The organism is Bacteroides oleiciplenus YIT 12058 (genome assembly GCF_000315485.1).
In the GTDB taxonomy this organism is placed as follows: Bacteria; Bacteroidota; Bacteroidia; order Bacteroidales; family Bacteroidaceae; genus Bacteroides; species Bacteroides oleiciplenus.
Genome location: NZ_JH992944.1, coordinates 675584 through 682384, shown reverse-complemented (window position 1 = coordinate 682384; position 6801 = coordinate 675584). Strand labels below are relative to the sequence as shown.

The window sequence follows — 6801 nt, the reverse complement described above, 5'->3', positions numbered from 1 at the left end:
ACAAACTATTATTATTTCATTTTGAAGGTGAAATCAAACGAACGCGCATCTCCACTTGCTGGAGATTAGGATTCACTTCTTCGTAGGGTGCCATGTCGATGACAGGTGAACCATCGAAACGGAAGTGAACGGGACATACACTGGTATGACGTGGTCGATGCCCACTGTGATAGACATTGTACAAATCTCCATACTCATCCCTGACAAATGAATTATGTCCGGGACCAACTTGGGAAACCGGTGAACCGTTGTTCATCCAGGGACGTGGCGAGTTGCTCCAGGATGCTGGATCCAGCAGGTTGCTGCCTTTGCGGGCTGTGAGCATGCCTACCTCGTAATTGCCTCCGGTAACGCCTCCACCGGAATATACCATGTAGATATTGTCGTCTTTACTTTCCAGCACAAAAGGACCTTCAGCTAGTTGCAAGGGTCTGATGCAGAACGACCAGCTATAGGCTTCAGAACCGATGACAGACGGAGTGCTTGTCAACTTCCAGGGCTCTTTCGGGTCAACCGTGGCGATGCGTAGCACAGGGCCCGGGTCTACGTCCTTTCCGTTCACGAAGCACTTCTTCCGGTCCGACCAGCAGACATAAGACTTTCCGCCATCTTCAATGTAGGTCATGTCCAGTGATAATCCTTCTGTCTTTCCATCCGTATAGATAGGACTTCCGTCGGATTTCACCACACGGATGGGGGTACTCCAGTCCTCCGGTTTCATAGGGTCACCATTCTCCTTTAGCTGCATCATATAGGCCTGAACACCTTTGTCTCCCTTAATGATGGCAAGCAACATATAGAGACGCGAGCCGATGACGTGCAGTTCCGGTGCCCAATGAGGCCCTTCTCCTTGAATCAGAACAGCCTCTTTCCAACGATGGTTAGCATCAGTCAGACCATCCAGAGTGTCCGAGCAGCGGATGGGGATGCGGTTCCACTCTACCTCGTAAGTAGATACCATGTAGTATTTACCTTGATAGTACAAGATATTGGGGTCAGCGCAATTCGACATTGATACCGGATAGTTGAATGAATATTGGAATATCTTTCCACGGACAGCATAGGTGCCGGAAGTGGCCGAAGTAAGACTTTTCAGATCCTCTTCATTCCATATCACCCGTTTCTCCGCCCGGCTTCCGTCACTATAGAGCAAGGTTGCCCGCTTCTTCCGGATATCAGAAATGACGGACGGTGAGACCGGAACGGACATCTCCAACGGTAAGACACCCACATTGACAATCCGTCCCAGTTTGTTTTTCAGATACTTGCCTTCTTCTACGGTCAGTGCGAGCGAATTGCCGAAACAGGCATTGAGGAAATTGCGCTGATTCCCGGTAATCTTTTCCTGTACTCCGTCCAGCTTAGGAACTGCTTTTACCGGAGAGAACCGGAGAAAGTCTGCCGTATGGCTCTGAAAGACTTTCCCTTTTATCATCCACCGCACGCGATATTTTCCCACTGCCTCATCATATTCGCAAGAGACCGCCTCCAACATTTCGCTGACCGGCAAGCGGCACAACTGCTCCGGTTCATAATGCACCAAGTCGCGGCTCTTGATGAAAAGGAAAGAGCCGGTAGCTGAAACATCTGATATACCGTTTTGATCAGTACGAAGTGCCACCACACCGAATCCGCCCTCTTTCATCCGGAATAAATAGGGGGCTGTAAGGGTTTTCATCACTCCTGGTATCTTTTGTTCCTCCGTAAGTCCTGGCTCATTATCGACCTTGCGGAGGGCCATTACGCAGGCATCGTTATTCAACGCCACGTAATGCCGTCCATCTTCGCTATAGCCCAAATGAAGTGCATTGCCCAACTTTGTGGCTACCTTTGTGCGTGTATAGCAAACTACCCGGGGGGCTTCACCGGCGTTTGCCTGCGCACCATTTTCTTGCGCAACCATCCCTTTCGGAAGAATTATGGAAAGGAATAGAAAAAATGAAATGTAATACAGTCTTTTCATACATAAATAATTTGTGTTCTCTACCTATAGATAACTTGTCTAAACATAAATAATTTGATTTTAGGCGAAGTTTATTCCATAAGTATTTCATCATATATAAGTGAAATTATTTGACTAACGTAGGCTGAGGACCTAAATAACTACGTTTCATGCCTCCGAAGTCGATTATTACTTTTTGAATAACCATACCCGGATCAGCGCACAACAATTTCAATGTATGCTTACCCGGTTTCTCTATGTTCAGGTTCACGATACCAATTGCATTGTTGCGCACTACATTCTGTTTCCACTGGCCGGAATATTCTTTGGCAGCCGTTGATACCCAATGCACTATACCGTCATCAATCATTACGCCGTAACGCGTATTTCTTTGAGTATTAATGGGGAATAATGGCAGGGCGTAGGTGTAAACCGTAACTGTTCCGGCGCTGAATGTATAGAAATCATATTCCGCCCTCGGTGTTTCGGCGAGTTTTCTGATATTTTGAGATGGCTTGACGGCTTCACCTAACTGAACACATTCGTTTTCGTAACCTAATCCTTTAATAGTGTGAATCGTGATATCTTTATTTTCTAGTTTACGATGATATAATCCGGGGTTGATAGATATACAACCGTTGTCTTCTACATACATGCCTTTCAGTTCATTCACGCTTGGCGAAACCGGATTGAATATCGGCAAGTAAACTGTTTCCGTTTTTTGTCCGGAAGTGATGACAATCTCTCCCGTTATGTTTGTGCCATGTGGAACTTTTGTCCAGTCTACCGAGAGAATGATGCGATCTTGCAGTAGTGCTTCACCTGATGTTTTATCCAGATTTATCCATTCTTGTCTGGCTGAAGCTTTCCATTGAAAAGCTTTATCTCCCCGATTGTATAGCTCAATAAATGACTTTTGTTTAGTATAAGGATTCAGACAAGGTAATACATTCAGAGAGGTCACTCCATAATCGGTGTCTTTGCCCGGAATGAAAATCTGCATGTTGGTTCCTGAAGAAATGGTAGTAGTGTTTACGGGGGGCATATTCTGATAAGTAGCCACCCACCCTGGAGCCAATGACATCATATGATTCCATTTACCATTCAGCATTTGATTGTAATGAGCTGTATAACTACCGATGCTATCGTGATAACTTCGGACTTTACTTGCATATAGTTCTGTAGAAGCCCGTCCTTGAAGTGCATACCAGCGATTTTGTTGCGCAGTAAGCATTTTCTTATTCATCAATGTTGCACCTTTTACTGGATAGAACACTAGTTCGTAAAAGGCAGCTTTGTATTTGTCTGGCAGCTCTTTAAGGATTCTTTCACTCTTATTGGCGATACGGTCATATTCTGCTATACGGTTTTCTGCTTCATTATAATTGATAAATGAGAAATCGGTATTTACAATCCGCTCGCGACTGTCAGAACTGTTCCACTCTACACCCCATCCCATTGCTTCGGGTTTGCGTTGGAAGCCCAGCTGATAGTATGTACTCATAATGTCTTGTAAATCGTCTTTATACTTATCACCGAAGATGGAGGATAGGTAGTTTGCGTCAAATTGGTAAGCATTATCGTAATTGAATAAATCAATATCCCATGCTAAATCCAAAAAGAATTTTATGCCCAGCTCACCCGGTTTAATATCGCCCACATTAAGCAACCAATACCGATTAGCACCTGTATCATATGCTTTTTTCATTTCCTCATATATTAGAGCCGGTGGTGTAGTGTTGAGCCAAAGATAATCGTGCGGTTCACCTAAATAAGATATATGATAGTATACACCTGATGCGCCGCTACGCTTCTGCTCTTTTACATCACTTAATTTTTTGATGTAACCGAAATTATCGTCAGGCCATACTATCGTAACATCATCAGGCAATTTCATTCCTTTTTCATAAATATCAAGCACTTCTTTATAAGGAACAAATACTTGTTGGATTTCCTCGGCAGGTTTACCGATATGCTTGCTGAGTATGTTGCGTTGATCCTGCAAAGCTTCTTCGGTCACTTCTGCCTTGCGGTCTTCCGGCACACCAATCAATCCGGCATCATGAATGCCACGCATGGCAATGACATACGCATTTTCAAAGGGAGCAGTTTGGAAAGTCCTTTTATCCAATACCTTTAATATACCTTCTTTGTTTGTCAGATAATTCCATTCACCGTTAATCTTATTATCCCATTCGGTCGTATTATTGTACAATAGGGGTTCGCAATGCGCAGAAGTTACAACAATGCCATATTTGTCGGCCACCTCTCTGTTACCGGGTACCAGGTTAAAGGCTGTTGTTTTGGGATGCATGGCCGGGGCCATCATGTTACCCTTCATACGGAGGATGAGTTCGCAAACCTTAGCGTATGTTTTTGGCCCCATGTTTCCCACCTCTTTATCGAAAGTATTGGTTGCCCAAGGTTGTATACCCCATCCTTCATCATTGATGAAAATCCCTCGATACTTCACGCTGGGAGCTTTAGATATATACCGGGTAGTATGTACATACAAGGTATTTTTCTGTTTTACAGGTACGTCTGCCCACCAGTAAAGTGGGTCAACGCCCATAACCTCGGACAGGGAGAGTACACCATAGGCTGTTCCGCGTCGGTCGCATCCGGCAATGACGAGGGCTTTTTGGATACCTTTATCCGGATTGTCTAATGTCTGGATGATGTATTGTTCCCAGCCATTACGAATGGGGGATACGTCCAGCTTACCTTCTCTGACAAATCGATCTATAGTTCTGTTTTGACCTATTGTTCCTATAATAACCATGTATGCAGCTGCTTTTTGTTTGTCGGATAAAGCGATTCTTTTTCCGGTTACGTTGCGAATATCTTCAGCAAACAAGCGGGCAGTTTCCTTCACAACCTCAAAATCATTTTCATCGTAACTTATCAGGGCTTTACTATTAGAGGAAACAAGCGGAAAGGCCTGTTCTCCATCGGTCTCTTTCACAATAACCTGCCCCTGTGCAATTAATCCGAAGCACAGGAAGAAAAATAAGAAAATAATATATTTCATGCCAATCTTGTTTTTCAGTAACAACCGGTCAGGCTAATTGCCCGACCGGTCTTGTTTTTTTAGTTATATTCGGGATTTTGTTCCAGTTTGGCACCGATGTTCGCCTCAATGGCAGACTGGGGAATGGGCCATAAATTGTATTTCTTCAACATACCGATGCCGTCTCCACATGTTTCCGGATTGGCGTAGAAGGGATTACATTTCATTACGCGTTCATACAGTTTGCCGGTACGCATCAAAGTGATTCTTCGCTTTTCCTCTACTCCCAGCTCACGCATACGTTCGTCTAAGATGTATTCAAGATCTATGCGCGATGCTTCCACGGGTTTGGCATGTGCACGTCCTCGCACTTCGTTGATGTCTGCCGCAGCCAGCTCCTTGTTATTCAGATTAAGATAAGCTTCGGCACGCAGCAGATAAGTTTCTGCTAAACGGAACATATACTGGTCGGTATAAGTAGTACCAGCAATGGCCTTCAATTCAAAAGTTGCTTTGTTAGCATACAACTCTTCTGGATGATTATAAGGTGTGGTCACTTTGCTCTGATAGGCATAGAGATAGCGTCCTGGTATGGTCATGCTTCCACCTTGTCCCACTATCAAGTTTGCTGGCGGATTGTCTACATCAATCGTATCAATCCCGAACTTCCGTTTGAACTCTTCTTGGGTTACGGCAAACTTCCGCACAAAATTATGATTAGCATTACGGATGTCGCCCGTAAAATCATCCTCCCAAATGGTGTTTGTAAAGTACGTTGTGGAAATTCCCCAACCAATACCTCTTCCACCTGTATAGTCACTCACGGGCCAGCGGAAAGGAGTATAATCCTTAGTCACTTCTTTTCCATCAACAACTTCCTTGACGCGCAATTTTACATCTCTTACCATAGGAGCACAATGTCTTTCAAGCATGTAATTTCCGCCATTCTTCAAATCGGCAGTAGAACTTCCCCCACCCGGTAAGTTTGTTTCATACTGAATGACCCACAAACCTTCTGTGTTTCCCGTTGTTCGGTTTTGATTATTAACCTGATAGAGATCCCAATAAACGTCTCCGGGAGTCTCTTTGATACGTGAACCGAATCGTTGCCTCATTAAACCAAGTGCCGGGTTATTGATAACTTTACTAGCTGCATCAACTGCTTCCTGATTTTTTCCGGCAGCAATATATATTTCACTTAGTAGATGATAAGCAGCTGGAGAAGATATTTCACCATCCTTCACTGTTGCAATGTCCGGTAAGTTTTCTGCTGCTCTTTTAACATCATCAATAGCCTGCTGAAGTGTCTCTTCACGTGTATTTCTCACAAAGTCAGTTTTGGGTGTTTCCAGTTCTTCTAACACAATGGGGACACCTCCATATAAATAGGCTAATGTACGATAAGACATACCTCTGAAGAACAGCGCCTTTGCCTCGATAGTCCGTTTGGTATCGTCGGTTATATCAGCAGTAGCCAAACGTGACAAAACGGTATTTGCTTCCGATATGATCTTATATAAATTATTCCAGTGCACTTTGGGGATATTAGCTGTAGGATTAAAGGCAGCATTCATGTTGGCACTACGATTGGTGGTGCCAGGTTCTCCGTCATAAATCAGGTCTGTACCATAAATATAATCGAAAGGGGTATTCTCGTCCACACCATAATATTCTAGACGAGTCAGATTATACAGATTATTGAGTGACATGTTGAAATCCGTTTCTGTTGTGAAAGAGTTGCCTGTACTGTTGAAATCTTTTGGATTCTCCTTCAAAAAACTGCTTTCATTGCACGATACCAAGAGTAATCCTGCCAACATGTATCCTATGATATATTTCTTTTTCATAA

3 protein-coding genes are annotated in these 6801 nt (G+C 43.8%); all 3 read right to left on the bottom strand.

The window, feature by feature from the left end:
• Positions 1-16: 16 nt before the first annotated feature.
• The 3 genes from HMPREF9447_RS22165 to HMPREF9447_RS22155 all read right to left on the bottom strand — a co-directional run bounded on the left by HMPREF9447_RS22165 (position 17) and on the right by HMPREF9447_RS22155 (position 6799).
• Complete coding sequence (locus HMPREF9447_RS22165) at positions 17-1963, bottom strand: family 43 glycosylhydrolase (RefSeq protein WP_148374808.1); 1947 nt, start codon at positions 1961-1963, stop codon at positions 17-19.
• 106 nt (positions 1964-2069) lie between these two features.
• Positions 2070-4973 (bottom strand): glycosyl hydrolase 115 family protein, encoded by a 2904-nt coding sequence (locus HMPREF9447_RS22160; RefSeq protein ID WP_009132027.1) that lies wholly within the window; start codon positions 4971-4973, stop codon positions 2070-2072.
• 59 nt (positions 4974-5032) lie between these two features.
• Positions 5033-6799 (bottom strand): RagB/SusD family nutrient uptake outer membrane protein, encoded by a 1767-nt coding sequence (locus HMPREF9447_RS22155; protein ID WP_009132026.1) that lies wholly within the window; start codon positions 6797-6799, stop codon positions 5033-5035.
• Between the last annotated feature and the right edge of the window lie 2 nt (positions 6800-6801).